Source organism: Shewanella sp. Isolate13 (genome assembly GCF_022398325.1).
In the GTDB taxonomy this organism is placed as follows: Bacteria; Pseudomonadota; Gammaproteobacteria; order Enterobacterales; family Shewanellaceae; genus Shewanella.
On sequence record NZ_JAKEVD010000009.1, the window covers coordinates 103,846 to 122,078 of the forward strand.

13 protein-coding genes are annotated in these 18,233 nt (G+C 47.4%); 6 read left to right on the forward strand and 7 right to left on the reverse strand.

What is annotated here, in order from left to right:
* Window positions 1-137: 137 nt before the first annotated feature.
* Both L1D44_RS08405 and L1D44_RS08410 read right to left on the reverse strand, forming a co-directional pair.
* A complete protein-coding gene (locus L1D44_RS08405) occupies window positions 138-1,436 on the reverse strand; it encodes a DEAD/DEAH box helicase (protein WP_239889707.1) in 1,299 nt (432 codons plus the stop codon).
* A 464-nt stretch (window positions 1,437-1,900) separates the two neighbouring features.
* On the reverse strand, window positions 1,901-3,688 hold the full coding sequence (locus L1D44_RS08410; RefSeq protein ID WP_239889708.1) for an aminopeptidase P family protein: 1,788 nt from the start codon (window positions 3,686-3,688) through the stop codon (window positions 1,901-1,903).
* A gap of 255 nt (window positions 3,689-3,943) precedes the next feature.
* Between L1D44_RS08410 and L1D44_RS08415 the strand changes: the two genes are divergently transcribed.
* Together L1D44_RS08415 and L1D44_RS08420 are read left to right on the forward strand one after the other, a co-directional pair.
* Complete coding sequence (locus L1D44_RS08415) at window positions 3,944-5,131, forward strand: MFS transporter (RefSeq protein ID WP_239889709.1); 1,188 nt, start codon at window positions 3,944-3,946, stop codon at window positions 5,129-5,131.
* A gap of 163 nt (window positions 5,132-5,294) precedes the next feature.
* Entirely contained in the window at window positions 5,295-6,065 is a 771-nt protein-coding gene (locus tag L1D44_RS08420; protein ID WP_239889710.1) for an ROK family protein, read from the forward strand.
* A gap of 69 nt (window positions 6,066-6,134) precedes the next feature.
* On the opposite strand, the gene L1D44_RS08425 is transcribed toward L1D44_RS08420, so the two are convergent.
* Entirely contained in the window at window positions 6,135-6,935 is an 801-nt protein-coding gene (locus tag L1D44_RS08425) for a phytochelatin synthase family protein (RefSeq protein WP_239889711.1), read from the reverse strand.
* A 344-nt stretch (window positions 6,936-7,279) separates the two neighbouring features.
* Between L1D44_RS08425 and L1D44_RS08430 the strand changes: the two genes are divergently transcribed.
* The gene (locus L1D44_RS08430) at window positions 7,280-8,497 is read left to right on the forward strand and encodes a Xaa-Pro peptidase family protein (protein WP_239889712.1); all 1,218 of its coding nucleotides are present in this window, start codon (window positions 7,280-7,282) and stop codon (window positions 8,495-8,497) included.
* A gap of 78 nt (window positions 8,498-8,575) precedes the next feature.
* On the opposite strand, the gene L1D44_RS08435 is transcribed toward L1D44_RS08430, so the two are convergent.
* Complete coding sequence (locus L1D44_RS08435; RefSeq protein ID WP_239889713.1) at window positions 8,576-9,046, reverse strand: FKBP-type peptidyl-prolyl cis-trans isomerase; 471 nt, start codon at window positions 9,044-9,046, stop codon at window positions 8,576-8,578.
* A 273-nt stretch (window positions 9,047-9,319) separates the two neighbouring features.
* On the opposite strand from L1D44_RS08435, the gene L1D44_RS08440 reads away from it, so the two are divergent.
* Both L1D44_RS08440 and L1D44_RS08445 read left to right on the forward strand, forming a co-directional pair.
* Window positions 9,320-10,390, forward strand: coding sequence for an OmpA family protein (locus tag L1D44_RS08440; protein WP_239889714.1), 1,071 nt, complete (start codon window positions 9,320-9,322; stop codon window positions 10,388-10,390).
* Between the two features lie 2 nt (window positions 10,391-10,392).
* On the forward strand, window positions 10,393-15,393 hold the full coding sequence (locus tag L1D44_RS08445) for an Ig-like domain-containing protein (protein WP_239889715.1): 5,001 nt from the start codon (window positions 10,393-10,395) through the stop codon (window positions 15,391-15,393).
* 66 nt (window positions 15,394-15,459) lie between these two features.
* On the opposite strand, the gene L1D44_RS08450 is transcribed toward L1D44_RS08445, so the two are convergent.
* The 3 genes from L1D44_RS08450 to L1D44_RS08460 form a co-directional block, all read right to left on the reverse strand.
* The gene (locus tag L1D44_RS08450) at window positions 15,460-16,077 is read right to left on the reverse strand and encodes a DUF1294 domain-containing protein (RefSeq protein ID WP_239889716.1); all 618 of its coding nucleotides are present in this window, start codon (window positions 16,075-16,077) and stop codon (window positions 15,460-15,462) included.
* A gap of 102 nt (window positions 16,078-16,179) precedes the next feature.
* Complete coding sequence (locus L1D44_RS08455) at window positions 16,180-16,473, reverse strand: metalloregulator ArsR/SmtB family transcription factor (protein ID WP_239889717.1); 294 nt, start codon at window positions 16,471-16,473, stop codon at window positions 16,180-16,182.
* 98 nt (window positions 16,474-16,571) lie between these two features.
* On the reverse strand, window positions 16,572-17,063 hold the full coding sequence (locus tag L1D44_RS08460) for a hotdog fold domain-containing protein (RefSeq protein ID WP_239889718.1): 492 nt from the start codon (window positions 17,061-17,063) through the stop codon (window positions 16,572-16,574).
* A gap of 167 nt (window positions 17,064-17,230) precedes the next feature.
* Between L1D44_RS08460 and L1D44_RS08465 the strand changes: the two genes are divergently transcribed.
* Window positions 17,231-18,148, forward strand: a complete 918-nt coding sequence (locus L1D44_RS08465) for a DUF368 domain-containing protein (protein WP_239889719.1) — start codon at window positions 17,231-17,233, stop codon at window positions 18,146-18,148.
* Window positions 18,149-18,233 lie beyond the last annotated feature (85 nt).

Below are 18,233 nucleotides of genomic sequence, written 5' to 3' on the forward strand. Positions count from 1 at the left end.
GGCCTTACAAGTACGAAATTAACTTTCTACTCAATATGCCAAACAAAATATTTGCCTGTTAAATCGTCGTTATGATTAAAAAAGGCACCAAAAGGTGCCTGTTTTGTTTATAAAATAATTTGGTGTCCGTACAGCGATTATTTTATCTTCTTGATCTTAGCTGTCGATGAGTTTTTCACTTTCACACGGCGTCCTTGCATGTTTTTCTCTGCAATCACCTGGGCACCTGCGTTATCGACACGCTGCTGTTTCTTGGCGAAACTACGGCGCTTTTGCAGTTGTTTGATCAATAGATCGCGGCTGCCAACTTCGTAACCAGGAATGCTAATACGGCGCAGCTGCTGACCGATTAACTTTTCGATATCTGCAAGAGTGCGCTCTTCCTCGCGGCTCACAAATGAGATAGCCACGCCTGATTTACCCGCACGACCAGTACGGCCAATACGGTGAACATAATCTTCAGCAAGGAAAGGTAGATCGTAGTTAACTACGTACTCTAAGCCTTGAATGTCCAGACCACGGGCAGCAACTTCGGTCGCCACTAGCACGCGCATTTTGCCCTCTTTAAACTCACGAAGAGCACGACGACGGCTACCTTGGGCTTTTTCGCCGTGAACAACGGCAGTTGGAATACCATCAAGGTTTAGCTCTTTTTCAAGCTTGTCTGCAGCATCGCGGGTGGCGGTAAAGACGAGCACCTGTCGCCAGTTTTTCTTGCCGATAAGCTCTGACAATAGCTCACGCTTACGGCGTTGCTCTACAGGGTAAACCACTTGGCTTACCGTTATCGCAGTGGTGTTTTGCTTGTCGGCTGCAATCACATTAGGTTTTACCATCATCTCATTAGCAAGTTGCTTCACTGCCGATGAGAAGGTGGCCGAAAACAGTAAGTTTTGGCGCTTCTTGTTTACAGCCTGCAGAATTTTTTGAATATCGGCACTAAAGCCCATATCTAACATGCGGTCTGCTTCATCGAGTACTAGAGACTCAACGTTTGACAGGCTTAGGTTACAGGCAACAATGTGCTCAAGCAGGCGGCCAGGCGTTGCGATAATGATATCTGCACCGCGCTTTAATTTGGTTGCTTGAGTATCTGTTTTTACGCCACCGAAAACAGTTACGACTTTGACGTCTAGGTATTTGGCATAATCATTGATGTTGTCTGCAATTTGCATTGCCAGCTCACGAGTCGGGGTCAAGATCAACGCGCGTGCATTTGAACGGCCCGTGGTGCTTGGGTTATCTAACATCTTTTGCAAGATAGGCAGAGCGAAAGCGGCGGTTTTACCCGTCCCGGTTTGTGCACTGGCCAGTACGTCTTGACCGCGACGAACGGCTGGGATCGCTTGCTGCTGAATTGGTGTCATTTTTTCATAACCACATTCAGAGATTGCGCGCAAAATCTCAGGAGCAAAACTAAAAGATTCAAATCTCATGATTGAGGAGTCCTATGTTCAACAATTCAATTGCTAACAGGCAGAGCTAGCATTCTATCTATACCATTAAAATGGCGGTCGCGGAGTATAGCAAACTTTTATACCAATCAGTATAAGAAACTGTTCTACTCAGAGCGTTTTTGGCAAACTAATTCAAGGCGAATAGATGATGGAATAGTGGATCCCTTGTGAAGCTATTCAACATTGAAGTGGGCCGCCCAAAACGCTCCTGAAAGGCGACTTTTAGCGCTTATGATGCTGCGTTAACAAGCTTAAACGTAGAATAACTATGCTCCTCACTCGTTGCCTTGCCTCACAAGCGCTAAATTCTCGCTGAGCGAAAAGATCTTTATACTGATTGGTATTAGGTTAAAACCTGCACTTTTTCAATGGCTATTTAGGGGGTGGGGCATTAAAAAAGCAGCGCCGAGGCGCTGCCGTTATTAAAGTGGTTTATGGCAAAGTTAAATAGCCGCCGTCACTTTATTTAACCAGTCTAAATCATCACCCTGCATAAATGGCGAGAGTTTTTCTCTAACTTGCTGATGATATTGGTTAAACCAGCTAACTTCTGCATCAGTTAGGTATTTTTTATCGATTAAGCGAGCGTCCATAGGAATAAAGGTTAACGCCTCAAATTCCAACATCTCTCGTTCGCTATTAGCTAAGGCTTCACAAGGGCGGACGGCGATTAAGTTTTCTAATCGAATGCCAAATTCATCGGCGCGGTAGTAGCCTGGCTCGTTTGATAATACCATGCCTTCGAGCAGCGCCACATTTGAGCGCCCCTTAGCGATACCTTGTGGGCCTTCATGGACACTCAGGTAATGACCGACGCCGTGACCCGTGCCGTGATCAAAGTCGAAGCCGTGTTGCCACAGGTATTGGCGAGCAAATGAGTCGAGCTGCATGCCGCTTGTGCCTTTAGGGAACTTGGCTTGGTCGATTGCGATATGTCCCTTTAGCACTAAGGTCACCATCTTTCTCTGCTCATCGGTAACATCCCCAATGGCAATGGTACGGGTGACATCTGTGGTGCCATCTAAATATTGTGCGCCAGAGTCAACAAGGTAGATGCTGTTCATCTGCATTTGCGCTGGCGTGCCATTGTTGTGGTTATAGTGACACATGGCTGCATTGCCGCCGGTCGCTGAAATCGTATCGAAGCTTGGTTCTTGATACATAGGATCGCTTAAGCGGAAGCTCTCCAGTTTTTCGGCAAGCAGGGCTTCATCATAGAGACGGTTCGCGTTAACTTCGCGGTCTAGCCAGGCAAGGAAGCGGCTCACTGCCACGCCGTCACGAATATGGCAGGCTTTCATGCCAGCCAGTTCCGCTTCATTTTTTTGAGCCTTAGGCAAGGCTACCGGATCGCTACCCGCAATAAGCTGTGCGCCAGCATCTTGAGCGGTCAGTTGTAGCCAAGCGTTGCAGCTATCAGGACTGGCTAACACTTTACAGCCGCTTAAGCTGAGCAGTTCAGCGGCCAGCTCAGATTCCGCTTTAAAGCTGACGCCTTCACCGACGTGATCGATAACGTTTTCAGGTAACTTGTTGAGATCGGTGAAGAGCAACATATCGCCATTGGCGTGCAGTAGGGCAGTACCTAATACCACAGGCAAGCAAGGAATGTCTTTGCCGCGAATATTGAGTAGCCAACAGAACGAATCGAGTGCCGAGATAATGGCAATGTCCGCGCCCTGTTTCTTGATCTCTGAGCCTATGGTTTTACGCTTCTCTAGGCTGCTTCGTCCCGCGCTTTGTTCGCTAAATAGCATGACTGGGGTAGATGTTGGCGTGGGTCTATCGTGCCAATTCAGATCAATCGGGTTTTGCGCAACCTGTACCAGTTCAATTTGCGCCTTAGCCAATTCGCCATGGGTTTGATTAAACCAGGCCAAAGTGTGCAGGCGCGCATCGAAACCGACTTTGGCATTTTCGCCTAGCTGCTCAATTAACCATTGAGCTTGCGGCGTGTCGTGTAGGCTTAAGTAATCAAATAGCGCGGCATCCACTTGCTGACGCACCTGTACCGTATAACGGCCATCGACAAAAATCGCAGCACTGTCCTTGAGGACGATAATCATGCCTGCCGAACCGGTAAAACCGCTGGCCCATAGCATGCGTTCATTATGCGCTGGTACGTATTCGCCTAAGTATTCGTCGGCTCTAGGAATAATAAAAGCATCCAGATTGGATTTGGCCATTTCTGTGCGAATGGCGCCGAGGCGTGCTGCAATTGTATTTGACATTCAAACTCCGTTATCAGCCTTCGAGTCCAGTTAAAGTGTGGGCTTGAGGCTGTTTATTTTTGTACGAATTTAGCGCGGAGATTATCACAAAGTGCATTTGCTGGGGAGGTTCACAGCATATTTTAATCTCGCGCCTTTATTGCAAGTGTTAACCAAAGTGGACAAATTGTTTATAAAATTGTGTTTGCATGCCAGTATAGCTCGAGTGACTTATTGGTAAGTAAGGGCTAAAGCGGTGAATAGGAGCATAGGTTTATGCCATTTAATGTTTGGCTATTAACACTCGCGCAGGCGTTTGCCATGAGTGCCACCCCTATGATGATGTTACTCGGTGGTTTAATTGGCGCCGATATCGCACCATCTCCAGAAATGGCAACGCTCCCCATTGCTTTTATGGTGATAGGTCTCGCGCTGTCAGTACTGCCAGTATCGAGATTGATGCAGCGCTTTGGCCGTAAACCAGTATTTGTTGGCGGTGCATTACTCGGTGCTTGCTCAGGACTAGTTGCTGCGTTTGCGACATCGCAGCAAAGCTTTGCCCTATTTTGTCTTAGCGCGGTGATGCTCGGCGCAGCGGGAGCTGTGGTGCAGCAGTACCGCTTCGCGGCAATGGAGTCGGTCGACGAGCCGTTGATTGCTAAGGCCGCATCACGAGTGTTACTCGGTGGTCTCGCTGCGGCAGTTATCGGGCCTGAGCTGGCCGTTTTAGGTGCTAAGCTCTGGCCACAGGCCTATGTTGGAGCATTTTTCTGTCTCACTTTGGTGAGTCTTATTGCCGCAGTGATCTTGAGCTTTTATCGAGAGAGGGAATTTGACAGAGACGGTAGCGCGCAGCAGGTTCAGGATAAGGCACGCCCCTTATCCGAGATTTTAACTCAGTCACAGCTGTGGGTAGCGGTTGCGGGCGCTACCTTAGGTTACGCCATGATGAGTTTTGTGATGACGGCCACGCCTTTACATATGCATCATGTTGAGCATCACTCTCTTACTGACACTAAGTGGGTGATACAGAGCCATATTATTGCCATGTACTTGCCCTCCCTATTTAGTGGAGTATTGGTGGCGCGTTTGGGGGTATCTAAAATGATGCTGCTTGGACTATTGGCTTATCTTGTTACCATCATTAGCGCAATCATTGGACGCGATCTACTTAACTACTGGACAGCCTTAGTTCTGCTCGGCATTGGTTGGAATTTCTTATTTGTTGCCGGTACCTCCCTATTACCTCGTTGTTATGACAAGAGTGAGCGCTATAAGGTGCAATCCTTTAACGATAGCTTTGTGTTTGGTGCTCAAGCGTTGGCATCACTCAGTGCAGGCTGGGTGATCCACCAGCTAGGCTGGAACATATTGCTAATCAGTTGTCTTCCCTTGATTGGGGCGCAGTTACTGCTTATCTCATGGTGGAAGTGGAGTAGGAGTAAGCAGGCATCGAGTCTTTAATCTCATATTTGCCATTTGTCTTTTTTCGGATGTGCGATAAGCCTCAAGTGACCCAAATTAAAGTCGTTGCAGTAACTTTCTCCCTAAGTCTTTATTATGTATAATTTTGTTGGGTATGGCGGAGGTTTTTGAATCGGATATTTCTGCATTAATGGAGTGGTAAATGCAAACATTGACAATAGATATTAGTGGTTCCAAAGCCTTATTTGAGATAGATATTCAAGGCCGAATTGAGCAGTATAAAATTGCGCTGGCTGATAGCTTCAATCTCGCGAGTTTGAACTCGCTGATAGCGGAATTGGAACAGGACTATGGTCTGAATGATTATGCTCTGGGGATAGCCGTCCCTGGTTTGGTGCAGGCGCAGGAGTTGGTCTCATGTCAGTCTTTACCCGGCCTTAAGGGACTAAGTGCTGCTAAGTTAATCACTCAGGCGAGTCAGACTCTCATTGCCAATGACTGCGACGCAGGAATGCAGGCTTTAGTCGATCCTAAGCAAGTGTGTGAGTTGCTAGTGATGTGCGATGTGGGGATCGGCTTATCGATCGCCATCAACGGCGTACCTTTTACTGGCGCATCTGGCATGGCTGGGGAGTTGGGGCACAGTCGTTTATTGACAGAGTTTGGTGAGTTTAGCTTAGAGCAAGTCGCGAGTGGGGCAGCGATTAAACGTCGTAATTGGACCCGCAATGAAGATATTGCACGAGCGGGCAGCTATATCGGCGCGAGCCTTGCTTGGGTGGTAAACCTATTTAATCCATCTCGGATCTACCTAGCTGGTAGCTTGATGGATAACCCTCACTACTATCAAGCCTGCTTGGCTTCGATTAAAGAGATGGCACTGGCGATCCCTGTGGCGCAGGTGAAGATTAACCGTGTCGATGATCGTGAAACGATCGTCTGTCGCGGCCTTAAGGTGATGCTAGCGAAGTAAGCCTTAATATGGTGATGCAGCGACAGCCTAGCCGTCGCTGTTTTCATCTTATCTGAATACTGCTCAGCTTTAGCTTGGCTCCTCTACTATGACAAAGCCTCTATTTTTGTTTACATCCATCGTTGCCATCGCCTTTAACAGTGCCTGACTATTTACCCATACCCAGTTCTGATAAGTATTGGAGACATCCATTATCAAAAAAGAATCTGAATCATGGTGATAAGCCACTATAGGGGAGAAGTGCCCGGCTCCTTTCTGTTTTAAACTGGCCCTAGCGTAATTTGCAATAATATAGGCTCGTTGCTGTTGTAGCGCAGAGATTAGATGCTGCTTCACCCCTGAGAGATACTCAGTATTTGCCAGCTGTTTAGTATCGACATGGGTTTTGCTTGTTTTAAAGTTCAAAGATTGGGCTAATGCTTCTAGCTCTTCTAACTGCATACCTAACTGACCAGTGAACTGTGTCGTCTTAGGCTTACCCAGCAGCTGTGACTTTGTCAGCGTACTGCTGGCTAAAATACTCGCCTGACTGTAGCGGTGAAACAGTGGACTGACTCCCTTAGGAAAGTATGCACTCTCCTCCTTGCTGATTAGGCGGCTATCTTGCGGGATCTTTGTGTTGTCGGCGTCAACCCTGAGTGCATTGGCGATAATCGTCATCGAGGCTACCCCGCAAAAGACTTTATTTTCTTGGCCCTCAAAGTGTGGCGCTAGCTGGAAAAAGTCCTGCTTGGACTCTGCTAATATCAGTCGACTTTTGCCCTCTTGGCTCGACCAGTCAATGACTTGAGCTGTTGCGGTTTGCCATAGGCATATCAATACGCCGCCTAAATAAATTGTGGCTAAACTTACGCGTCTTTTTATCTGCATCTTGCTTCTTCGTATAACAGTGAGTGAACTGGCTTGAATGATCTCGAGTTACAGCTTTCTATGCATCACTAGCAGTCTTAGTTGTTTTAGTAAAACAGAGCTTGTTGTACATACGGGGAGCACCAATTTGAGTGCTAATCAAAGTTGAACCCAAAAGAGAAGTTAATAGAAGTCAGATTTTATGGGGATTAGATCGACAATTATTTGCACTTTAACTTATTTATTACTGACGTTTTGTATATTTTATGCTAGAAAGTGGGCATTGTGATTGAGTTAAACCATAGAGCCTTGTTTAAGGTTTGATTGTGTTTAAGTATAAATAATTAAAAGTTAAGGGTAAGTATATGACCTTAGGTGTTGGCGGTTCTACCGCAGAGCAGGAATTAGCAAAACTAACCGATATGACTCAAGGCGTTGAGCCTATTAGCCGTGAAGAGTATCAAGCTCGAATCACTAAGGCGCAAGGGATCATGAAGGAGCAGGGCATTGCCGCTATTTATCTAAATGCTGGCACGAACCTGTACTACTACACGGGAACGCGTTGGTACGCGAGTGAACGTATGGTTGGAGCGATTCTACCTGCTCAGGGCGATGTCGAATATATCGCGCCTGCGTTTGAAGTCGATACTCTGAATGGCTTTATGGTTATCGAAGGTAAGGTGAATACTTGGCAAGAAGATGAAAGTCCTTTTGCTTTGTTTGGTAACGTACTGGCTAACATGGGGATCGAAAGCGGTGATATCGGTATCGACGAGTCTGCGGCTTTCTTTATTTTCGATGGCGTGCGTCAAGCCCACCCTCAGTATAACTATGTTAATGCTAAACCTGTCACTGCCGGTTGCCGTATGATCAAGTCGGCTGTTGAACTGAGCCTGCTGCAACGCGCTAAAGATATGACAATGGAAGTGCATAAAGCGGTTGCGCGCATTTTACACGAAGGCATTACTACTAGCGAAGTGGAAGCCTTTATCAATGCCGCCCACATTAAAGTCGGTATTCCTGCGGGCTCATACTTCTGTATCGTGCTATTTGGTGAAGACAGCGCCTATCCCCACGGAGTTAAATCACCCAAAGCATTGGAGCTGAATGATACCGTATTGATCGACACCGGTTGTCAGCTACATGGTTATAACTCAGATATCACCCGTACTTATGTATATGGTGAGCCTAGCCCACGTCAGCGTGAGTTGTGGCAGCTTGAGCAAGACGCACAGATCGCAGGTTTTGAAGCGGCGCAACTCGGCGCAACTTGTGCTAGCGTTGACCGTGCAGCCCGTGATGTACTCGAAGCGGCAGGTTTTGGTCCCGGTTATGATGTGCCAGGACTTCCGCACCGCACTGGTCATGGCGTGGGGCTCGATATCCATGAATGGCCATACCTAGTGCTAAACGATCATACTCCACTTGAAGCGGGTATGTGTTTCAGTAATGAACCAATGCTATGTGTACCAAGCGAGTTTGGTGTGCGCCATGAAGACCACTTCTATATGAGTGAGGAGGGTCCTGTGTGGTTCACTAAGCCTGCGCACTCAATTGACGACCCATTCGGTTACGAAGCTTAATACAGCTAGCTTTTGCCAAACAAAAGCCCGAATGGTTATCCATTCGGGCTTTGTTTTATTTCAAAAAAATAATCAGTGTTAATCAATACTGATTAGCTCAACATCAAAGATTAGGGTGGAGCCTCCGCCGATCTTACCAGCACTACGATTACCGTATGCCAGCTCACTTGGTATAAAGAAGCGTGCTTTCTCGCCGACGACCATCAACTGTACGCCTTCGGTCCAACCCTTAATTACTCGATTAAGTGGAAATGCGATGGGTTCGCCACGTTCAACAGAGCTATCGAACACAGTGCCATCGATTAAGGTGCCATGATAGTGCACGGTCACTGTGTCGTTGGCCTTTGGGTGTACAGTGCCAGTTCCAGGCTCAAGCACTTGGTATTGCAGTCCAGAAGCCGTGGTCGTTACACCATCTTTTAGTTTGTTCTCGGCAAGGAACGCATTGCCTAAGGCGATATTTTCTTTGGCCGCTTTCTGGTTATTCATCGAGGAAAAAAAGTAAAAAACAACACAAGCAATTACCACAACCGCTAAAACCATTCTCATTTTTGAGCCACCTTGTTTTGATTTGACCACCTATGATAGCGAATCGCTATCTGTAGGTAAATCTTGGTATTAACACCAAAGTACGCCGCTTCTATCGTTTTGCTACTAAGCTTTAGGGTATTTGCTCAGAGAGAAAATTCGCCGCCAAATAATTGATTGATAAGCACTGCTTATATGAATTATTGTTGGCACTTATGTGTTAATGTTGCCGGGTTGGGCTACTATGTTCGGTTGCGAATCTAATCTTTAACACGCGGTTATCGAGGAAAAGTCATGTTTAAACCAAGCTCCGTGAGAAGTTTCTCAATTGTCCTTTCGACTCTGCTATATCTGCCTTTAGCTGTATCTTACGCCGCGCAGCTTGATGGCGCAGAGCCTGCACAAGAGTTTGAGCCTTACTTTTATCTTGGAGCAAAGGCAGGCCAGATGCATTATCAAAATGCGTGTGAAAGCTGGAGCATAGCCTGTGATGGAAACGATGTTGGCTTCGGCGGTTTTGCGGGTTATCAAGCGTGGCAATATTTAGGTTTTGAGACCGCTTACCTTGACCTAGGGGAGGCGGTGGCGCATTACTCAGAAAGCGGTGTCGATAATACTTATATTGGCAGCATGAAAGGCTGGGAACTCTCGGCAGTGACTCGGTTTAGCTTGAGTGAAAGTTTTGAGCTATTTGCAAAGGCTGGTGGTTTCTATTGGGATGGTGATAATCGTGGCCCTTACAGCCGTAACTCAGATTCTGATTGGGCGCCGATACTAGGTGCTGGGGTTGAGTATCAGCTATCGCCTTCATGGGTCGCGCGACTCGAATATCAATATATCGATAGCTTAGGCAGTGAGCTGATTGGTGGTAGCAATGGCCACTTAACCACTTTAGGTATTAGCTATCGTTTTGGTCAAAGTGCAGAAAAAGTGCAGCCGCCTGTTAAAGAAATTCCGGTAACCTTACCTGAAAAAATTCCTCCAGTAACACCTAAAACTCTTGTATTACCTGCAGTAACGGTAACCAGTTTATTTGATTTTGACAGCAGTAAATTAACCAATCCCGACTCTTTAGCACCAGTGGTTGAGCGGTTAAAGCAAGTCCCCACGGCTGTAGCCAATATTAAAGGTTATACCGACTCTAAAGGCAACGCAGCCTACAACCAAGCATTGTCGGAACGTAGGGCTCAAGCCGTCGCGGACTATCTCATTGCGGCGGGCATAAAACCCGAGCAGATAGAGGTACATGGTTATGGTGAGCAATTCCCGGTAATGAAAAATGATACCCCTGAGCATCGCCATGAAAACCGCCGAGTGTTAATACACATCCAATCAACGACATCAGAAATGAAGCCGGAGATCTAACTATGTCCTTATTTAAACAAGTATATCGCCAGCTGTTCTTGCTGACTTTATTGATTCTTGCTGGTTGTGGTGGCGATGACGATGGTTTTCCTACAGGGGGCTGCGGTGGACCCGGTGACCCATGCCCTGCCTATGCGGTCGCTCTTGATATTACTCCAAGCAACAGTGTTATCGCAGTAAGTACCCAGCAAATTTATCAAGCTATCGCGACCTACAGCGACGGTGAAATTAAGGATGTTAGCCAAGAGGTCAGCTGGTCGAGCAGTGAGCCTACGCTTGCCAGTATTTCTGCAAATGGTGTCGCTATGGGGGTCTTAGCGGGAGAGGTGCAGATCACCGCAAGTCTTCCCCCTGCACAAGAAGGGGGCACGGTATTAACCGATAGCGCGGCACTTAAGGTGACGGATGCCGCTCTGACCGCACTGAATATTGAACCTGGACAGGCACAGATATTGGTTGGAATGAGTCAGCGTTATCGTGCCTTGGCTTTATTTGCCGATGGTCATCAACAAGATGTGACTAACGATGCTAGCTGGACAAGCTTAGACACCAATATCGCAACGATAGGGAGCGATGGAGAAGCTATCGGCATTGCAACAGGGCTTACAGTGGGTGTAACGCAGGTGAAAGCGCATTTTTCTGCTCAAGAGGCATTGGCTACATTAGTCGTGCTAGCGACTAAACCTAGTCAGCTATTGATTACTCCCCCTAATGAAGTATTACCAAACGGCACCAGTCTGCAGTATCAAGCCCACCTGATCTTAGAGGACGGTTTGAGTATCGATGTGACGCCGCAGTCAGCGTGGCAAAGCTCCTCCGTGGATATTGCGTCTATCGATGACCAAGGTTTTTTGGTGGCTAAGACACTGGGGCAAACACGAGTGAGCGCGACGCTCTCCTTTGCCGATATTAGCTTATCCGATACAACCAGCGCGACGGTTGTGGATGCGCAGCTCAGTAACTTAATCGTGACTCCCTCCCAGGGGATATTTCCTGTGGGAACCAAAGGCAGTTATGTTGCTACGGCCTACTTTTCAGATGGTCAGGTAAAAGATGTGAGCCGTGATGCACTCTGGTCTGCATCACAACCTGATGTTGTCGACATAACAGCACAAGGGCAAAATGCTGGCGATGCCACTGCTATAGCGGTTGGTAGTTCAAGCATTACCGCCACCTATCAAGAGCTAAGTGCCGATGCACAGCTAGAGGTTACCGATGCTGTGTTAACCTCGCTGCAGATCTCTCCTTTAAATACCCAAGTACCGGCTGGTACTCAGGTTCAATATCACGCCCATGCAAGTTTTAGTGATGGTAGCGTAAAAGATGTCACGAGTTTGGGGTATTGGCAAAGTAGTGAGCCGCAAATCGCTTCTGTTGGCTTAACGGGAGGGCTTTCTGGCATCGCGGATACTTATCTAGAGGGGGTTACCGAGATCCGCTTCGATTATCTGGGACAGAGTCAGTCGACAGAGTTAATGGTGACGGCAGCGACTTTGGTCGATTTACAGATCTCACCGAGAGATCTGCAGGTACCCATAGGGACGCAAGGCCAATATATTGCAATTGCCTATTACTCAGATGGGCATAGCAAGGATGTTACGAAGCAGGCGAGCTGGATATCGAGTAACAGAGAAGTCGTGAGCATTGTTAATACCGGAGTCGATGCTGGTTATGCCAAGGGACTTAGCGAGGGGCTGGTAGAGATCACGGCAACCTATGCAGGGCTAAGCTCTGGAGTCAGCTCAACATCTATGGGGCGCGATTCGCAAGCTGTAGCTGAGATTGGGGCATTGACAACCATCAGCAGCAAAACAACGGCCAAGGTCACCCCTGCAATTTTACAGAGCCTAATCATCTCACCAGTCAGCGCGAGCGTTGCAGCAGGCAATCATCAGCCTTATCAATTGTTCGCGCTCTTTTCTGATGCTAGCAGTAAAGAGGTGACACCTTACGCCTATTGGCAAACCAGTGATACCAGCATTGCCACCATCGACCGCTTTGGCTTAGCGCATAGTCTTGTTGAGGGACAGGTGAAGATTGTTGCCAGTTATCTTGGCATGCAGGTCAGTGCCGATTTAGTTGTGACTGATGCGGTGATCGCTCAGTTGCAGGTTTCCCCCGCAGAGAGCAGCATCGCAGTAGGTTATAGCCAGCAACTGATTGCAACGGCCTATTATTCAGATGGTCATAGCAGCGATGTCTCTAGCTTAGCCAATTGGAGTTCGCTGTCGCCCTCAATTGTTCAGGTGAACGCCACAGGACTTGCCGAAGGTGCGGCTCAAGGGAGCTCGAGCATCGAGGCTAGCTATCAAGGCATGCAAGCAAGCGCCAATGTTAATGTCACCAGTGCAATACTCGAGTCGGTTACTTTGACACCTGTAACAGCGACAGTGGCGGCGGGGAACACTCAGCAGTATCGATTGTTTGGCATATTCTCTGACGGTAGTCATAAAGAGTTAACTTATGTAGCCAGCTGGCAGTCCAAGGCATTAGCAGTTGCAACCATTGATAAATATGGCTTAGCCCAAAGTTATCAACTGGGGATGAGTCAGATCCAAGCGAGTTATATCGGTTTCTCAGCGGTTGCAGAGCTTAATGTGACCGATGCCGAAGTGACTAGTCTTCAAGTCTCTCCTGCAAACCTATCGGTTCCGTTGGGGACGACGGGGCAGTATCGCGCCGATGCATTTTATTCCGATGGTCATACGAGTGATGTCACCCATTTAGCCACTTGGAGTGTTATCGATCCAAGCCTAGTTAATATTGCGGCAACGGGAAGCGAGGCGGGCTTTGCCGAGGCAATTGCGGTCGGGATGACAAAAGTGCAAGCCGATTTTGAAGGGCAGAGCGATAAGGTTGATGTGAAGGTAACCGATGCTGTCATTGAAAACCTAGTGATCTCACCGGCTTATAGCAGTATTGCTGCAGGGCTCAGCCAGCCTTATCAAGCGATAGGTGTGTTCTCCGATGGGAGCAGTAAGCCCCTTACTGACGTCGTTAATTGGAACAGTTCAGATAGCGAGGTCGCAACGCTTAATCGATTGGGCGTTGCTCAAAGCTATAAGGCGGGCAATATCATCGTTAGTGCAAGTTATAGCGGTTTACAGGCAACAGCTGAACTTAACGTGACCGATGCACAACTGAATTATATTCGTGTCACACCAAGTTTAATCACTGTGCCAGTAGGGACTGAGGGCCAGTTTGCTGCCCGTGCTTTCTATACCGATAACACCTCTGAAGATATCACTAAGGTTGCAACTTGGAGATCGAATGATGAGGCGATAGTGCATATCGATACTGGCGCACCTAACAGCGGTTTTGCCAGCGCCATGGAAGTTGGGCAGACTTCCGTCACGGCTCAGTATTTAACGGCAACGGATACTGCCGTGGTTAAGGTAACGCCTGCTGAATTAGTCGAATTGACGGTGTCACCAGCAGATGCATCGGTTGCCGCAGGGCTAGACCAAGCGTATCAGTCCTTTGCTCGTTTCTCAGATGGCAGCAGTAAAGAGGTGACATTAGAATCGAGTTGGCAGAGCAGCCAAACGGACATTGCTACCGTCGACTCTCTAGGTGTGGCACATACTCTACTGGCGGGTAACACAGAGATCCAAGCTAGCTATAAATCACTCACGGCTAAGGCATCACTGTTCGTGAATGAACCCATTTTAGTGGATCTTCAGGTCACGCCAGTAAGCTCGACGATAAATATTAATGAAAGCCAAAAGTATATCGCGAGGGCGTTCTATTCTGATGGTTATTCAAATGATGTCTCGACAGCAACTACATGGACTTTAGCAGATGATGCTATAGCACATGTTGTCCCATCTGGGTTCTCTGCAGGTCAGGTCACAGGGGATGCCCACGGACAGACGAGTGTGAATGCACATTACTACGGTATGGACGCTCAGGCTCAAGTTATCGTCAGTGATTTAGAATATTTAGGCGTGCAAGTCGAGCCCGCCGATACTCTCGTTATCGTGAATAAAACGACCCAGTTACAGGCATTTGCTGTTTATAGAAATGATAGCGGATCGATAACTCAAAAAGAGGTTACAGATCTCAGTGACTGGCGGACGGGGGATGCGAGTAAAGTCTCCATTAACGATAAAGGTGTTGCATACGGTATAGAGGTGGGGGCAACGGATACCTTTGCAATTTATCAAGGTGTTCAGGGGCAAGGCAGGATCAATGTCTATGACAGTGAGCTTGTTGCGCTGACCGTTACCCCCGATAATCTGTCTGCACCCATTGGTACTAAGGGGCGCTATAAAGCGGTTGCAACTTATATCGATAGGCCCGATGAGGATGTGACAGAGCTCGCCACTTGGTCTTCGAGCCAGATAGATGTGGTACATATCGTTACTTCGGGGAGCAATGGTGGTACGGCAACGGCTAAAGCTGTGGGCATGAGTGAGATCACTGCGCAACTTGACGGCGTTGTCGATAGTGTCAATGCTCAAGTTACTGCTGCCGTGATAGAGCGCATAGAGATCACCCCTAGAGTCGATACGATTTACTCTGAAAATATGCAGCAGTTTTATGCCAATGCGTATTTTTCTGACGGCACTGTGGTCGATATTACCTTAGATGCGGATTGGAAAAGTGATGATCCCTATACCGTATCGATCCAAACGGGTAACTCCCGTGCTGGCGAGGCCATGGGAGTTGGTCAGGATGGCTCTGCAGCCATTTCCGCTAGCTATGACGGATTTAGCGATAGCTTGTTGTTGAACGTTAAACCTAATGTAGTAGAACTGGTAGAGATAATTCCGAATACCCTGACACTTAAAGATGGTGAATATCAAACTGTTCAGGTGATGGTGACTTATAGCAATGGTGATGTGAATGACTACGCTAAATATGTCAATTGGAGTTCAACTGATTATAGCATCGCCTATGGCCACCAAGACCTGATCCGTGCCGAAGGTGTCGGTCACGCCACCGTGACCGCAACGATGGGCATGGTGTCTGGATCGGCTGAGGTGACGGTGATACCTTAAGCTTTTTAAGCTAAACAGGCGCTATATACTAAAAAGCAGCCGCTATTGGGGCTGCTTTTCTTTTGGCTAGCGAAACATGTTGCTCAGTTCCGGTCTGTGTAGGAGGTAAATAAGTGCAAGGTTAATGCTTATGGTTAACCATAAGATAAACTTAAAACGCCCCTTAGCAGACTTATGCCTTAGCCACTGCTGAGCCAGTAACGCACCGGGCCAGCCGCCCGCCAAGCTTAATAGGTGAAGTTTAAACTCACTCACTCGCCAGCGATTGTTACGTGCAGAGCGCTTATCCCAGCCATAGGCGATAAATGTCACTAGGCTAGCAGAGATAAAATAGAGGAGTAGCCAAAGAGGAATATGCTGCAGTGTGTAGCCAATGCTCAAGGCGGCGATAAAACTCAGCGCAATAGCGATACTTAATCGATTTGGTGAGCCGCTAATTTTTCGACTGGCCTTTGTTGCGCCGCCACTGAGCAATCGCGCTTTGTCGGCGCGCCACTTACCTTGCTTGTCTTTAGCTAGGTGAAATTGGACTCGGTTACCCGCATGTGGCCTCTGTCCTTGATGAGTAAAGGCTGAAATGTGTAAAAAGACCTGCTGTTTCTGGCTGGGTGTTTGGATAAAACCAAATCCCTTAGCGTCATCCCAGCTATCTATTACACCAGTTGATACTGCGTTTTTTGTCATCGGGTACTATCTGTTTTTATCACTGCGCTACCGATTAAGGTACTGGTATTTAGTGAATTTCTGTTGAATACAGTCAGGTTTAATGGCGCTGTAAAAACTCTGTTAGCAGGATTCTCCTGAGCAGCACTCTTCCTGTAAGAATTGAATCAGGCTCTCTAAGCAGTCAAATTGAGGGATGCAATGTAGTATTCGTCCCTCGCGATGCTGCTTGACGAGCCCGGCAGACATTAAGCTCGACAGGTGATGTGACAGCGTCGAGTTTGGGATCTGTAAGATCTCTTGTAGATGGCCAACGGGTAGCCCCTTACGTCCGGCTTTGACTAGGGCTCTAAATAGGGTTAACCGAGTCGGGTGGCCTAGCTCTTTCAGGGCTTTCGCCGCAATTTCAGTATCCATACGTTTAACTCATAAAGAAAATATGTTTCGGTAGTTCTAGAAATAATAGCAGGGAAACGGTGACCGACAAAAGAATATTTTTAAGCCTAGGCTGAGCGCTAGCTTTTGCTTGGCTTTTCAGAGATCCACAGCTTGATGGTGCCTTGAACCACAATTACGCCGTCTGTATCGTAAGCGGTGACGGGCACCAGCATATCACCGGGTACCCATTGCTCAGGCTTAACCTCGGCAACACAGGTAATATCGCTCCCCGCCTTGGCTGTGTAATCCACGCTCATTCCCTTAGGGATCCATCTTAGATGTGACGGGATTGACGCTTCAGCCATGACTCCCATAGCCATTTCTAGGCCGTTACAGATAGCGATAACGTGTACTGTCTGGATATGGTTGTGTACTGCTTTGCGTTTTTTTATTTGGCAAACACAGCGATTCACATTTAATTCACTAATGATGGGTTTTACTGTACCGAAGTAAGGTGCCATTCGGCTAACCATTAAGGAAAAAAGCTTGTTGCCAAAGGGGAGTTTGGTGACGCGGTTATAGAGTGACATCACCTTAGTGGGCTTTTGATTTTGTTCGAACTGGTTCATCTCGTTCCCTGTTTGCTGAACTGGTCAGATGAGGTTAACATCGAATTAACATTAAATGCCAGCCGTAGGTTAATTTACCTTTATAAAAGCAAACTTCATTTCCTTTTTGGTTGGAATGGAACGTATAATTTTGCCGGCGAGCAGTTTTGAGTGAATTAAGGAATAAAGTGAATTATTTAAAGACCTACCTTAAGGGAATGGCGATGGGCGCAGCCGATGTTGTCCCAGGGGTATCTGGCGGTACGATCGCCTTTATTACGGCGATTCTCGATCCATTATTGGAAAGTATTAAAAAAATTAGACCCTCTTTACTGGGCGTGATCAAAGAGCAGGGCATTAAAGCGGCTTTCATGCATATTAATGGTCCATTCTTAGTCTGTGTATTCGGTGGCATATTGACCAGTATTCTGAGTCTAGCCAAATTGATCACATACTTGCTGGTTACCCACCCGATCCCAGTGTGGTCATTCTTTTTTGGTCTAATACTGATTTCTGTCATTCATATGCTTAAGCAAGTGAAGGGCTTTACCTTAGGGCGCATAGCCTTGTTTGCCTTGGGGGCGGTGTTTGCGTGGGGAATAACCATGCTAAACCCTATTGCAGTTGAGATGACCTACCTCAACGTGTTCTTGGGAGGCTGTATTGCGATTACAGCGATGATCTTACCGGGGATCTCGGGCAGTTTTATCTTGTTACTACTTGGGCTATACACCCCAGTCATCGGCGCCGTGAAGAGTTTAGAACTTGGCATTATGGCCACCTTTGCGGCAGGTGCTGCTATCGGCATACTCTGCTTTAGTCACGTGTTGTCGGCGTTACTTCGGAAGTACCATGACGCAACGCTGATGTTTTTAATCGGACTAATGCTGGGCACCCTAGGTAAGATCTGGCCTTGGAAAGAGGTGTTGACCTTCCGTGAAAATTCAAAGGGCGAAATGGTACCGCTAGATGAGCGCATACTCTCACCGATGCAGTATGAGCATATTACTGGTCAGCCTTCTTTGATGCTCTATGCCGTGATAGCTATGTTTGCCGGTATTCTACTGGTGTGGGGACTAGAGCGGTTTGCCGATAAAACACGATAAGCGTTTTATTCACTAATACATTGAAAAGCCAGTTTTAAACTGGCTTTTTTTATGTCTAAAATTCACTTAAAAAGGGGGATGGTTT

Excerpts from the sequence above, each read along its gene's own strand:
- L1D44_RS08405 (WP_239889707.1), bottom strand. The coding sequence starts at position 1,436 with ATGAGATTTGAATCTTTTAGTTTTGCTCCTGAGATTTTGCGCGCAATC.
- L1D44_RS08410 (WP_239889708.1), bottom strand. The coding sequence starts at position 3,688 with ATGTCAAATACAATTGCAGCACGCCTCGGCGCCATTCGCACAGAAATG.
- L1D44_RS08415 (WP_239889709.1), top strand. The coding sequence starts at position 3,944 with ATGCCATTTAATGTTTGGCTATTAACACTCGCGCAGGCGTTTGCCATG.
- L1D44_RS08420 (WP_239889710.1), top strand. The coding sequence starts at position 5,295 with ATGCAAACATTGACAATAGATATTAGTGGTTCCAAAGCCTTATTTGAG.
- L1D44_RS08425 (WP_239889711.1), bottom strand. The coding sequence starts at position 6,935 with ATGCAGATAAAAAGACGCGTAAGTTTAGCCACAATTTATTTAGGCGGC.
- L1D44_RS08430 (WP_239889712.1), top strand. The coding sequence starts at position 7,280 with ATGACCTTAGGTGTTGGCGGTTCTACCGCAGAGCAGGAATTAGCAAAA.
- L1D44_RS08435 (WP_239889713.1), bottom strand. The coding sequence starts at position 9,046 with ATGAGAATGGTTTTAGCGGTTGTGGTAATTGCTTGTGTTGTTTTTTAC.
- L1D44_RS08440 (WP_239889714.1), top strand. The coding sequence starts at position 9,320 with ATGTTTAAACCAAGCTCCGTGAGAAGTTTCTCAATTGTCCTTTCGACT.
- L1D44_RS08445 (WP_239889715.1), top strand. The coding sequence starts at position 10,393 with ATGTCCTTATTTAAACAAGTATATCGCCAGCTGTTCTTGCTGACTTTA.
- L1D44_RS08450 (WP_239889716.1), bottom strand. The coding sequence starts at position 16,077 with ATGACAAAAAACGCAGTATCAACTGGTGTAATAGATAGCTGGGATGAC.
- L1D44_RS08455 (WP_239889717.1), bottom strand. The coding sequence starts at position 16,473 with ATGGATACTGAAATTGCGGCGAAAGCCCTGAAAGAGCTAGGCCACCCG.
- L1D44_RS08460 (WP_239889718.1), bottom strand. The coding sequence starts at position 17,063 with ATGAACCAGTTCGAACAAAATCAAAAGCCCACTAAGGTGATGTCACTC.